Annotated in this window: 1 pseudogene; it reads left to right on the top strand. The window is 73.5% G+C overall.

From position 1 onward, the window contains the following. Positions 1–37: 37 nt before the first annotated feature. Positions 38–1,107: pseudogene (locus tag G4D87_RS38050) on the top strand (hypothetical protein); the annotation flags it as partial.

Here is a 1,107-nt window from a genome sequence, read left to right as displayed (position 1 = left end):
AAGTGGAGGCAGGGGGGGCGCCTGATACAGTCCGTGAATGCGCTCCGCTGGCACCCGTCCCGCCGTCACCCACTCCGCGTGGGGGCTCGTGCGTCTTCCGGCCCTGCTCCTGTTGCTCGTCCTGCCCTGGAGGGCCAGCGCCGAGCCCTCGCTGCGCGTGGCGGGTGCCTCCGCCAGCAACGAGGTGAAGCTGCGGACGGCGTCGGAGGACTTCCGGCACGTGCTGCGCGTGGACCTGCTGAGCGCGCTGGAGGCGGCCGGCGACGTGGCGGTGGCGGGCGGCGTGGCTCGAGGTGGCGACGGTGAGCTGCCCGGGGGCGTGACGGTGCTGGTGGACCCGCTCCAGTCCCAGGACGGCGTGCAGGTGGCGCTGCAGGCCGTGGTGAAGGAAGCAGAGGCCGGGAGCGCCACGGCGCCCCTCTCCACGCGGCGCCCCATCCACGTCGAGCTGACCGGGCGGCTGCCCGTCACGGGGGACTACACGGGCCACGTGGTGCTGGTGCACGCGCAAGGGCGGGAGACCACCGCGCTCATCGTCACGCGCGTGCAGGCGGTGCCCGCGGTGCAGTTCATCGCCACGTCCCCGGCGGTGACGTCCGCGGGCTGGGGCTGGGGCTCCATCGACGCCACCGTGCGGCTGCCGTTCAAGGAGACGGCGGGCGTGGGCGGTGTCGTGTCGTTGCCCCAGTTGCTGCAGCTTCAGCGCAAGGCGCCGGACATGGACTCGGCGCTCATCCAGCCGCGCTTCCAGAGCGTGCGCTTCGCGCTGGAGGGCGGGAAGCCGGATGGCGGCAACCTGGACATCACGTCCCTGGAGGGCGGCCTTCCCGTGAGCGCGCATGGGAGCGGCGCGCTGCTCCTGAGCCTGCGGGGCCTGGAGGGGCCCGGTGAGTACACCGGCACCGTGCGCCTGTCCGTGCGCTCGGGCCTGCCGGTGGAGCAGCCCTTCACCTTGTGGGTGAGCTCGCCCTGGCTGTGGGGCGCGTTGCTCATCGCGGCGGGGGCCGTGTCGTCGTTCGGCGTGCGCCTGTACTCGCAGCGCATCCGGCCCCGGGCGCTGCGCTTGCAACGGGTCATGGAACTGCACCGCCGGCTCCAGGCCGTGGT

Source organism: Myxococcus vastator, assembly GCF_010894475.1.
Classification (GTDB): Bacteria; Myxococcota; Myxococcia; order Myxococcales; family Myxococcaceae; genus Myxococcus; species Myxococcus vastator.
The sequence above is the reverse complement of the archived record's forward strand: the minus strand, read 5'-3'. Positions and strand labels throughout refer to the sequence as shown.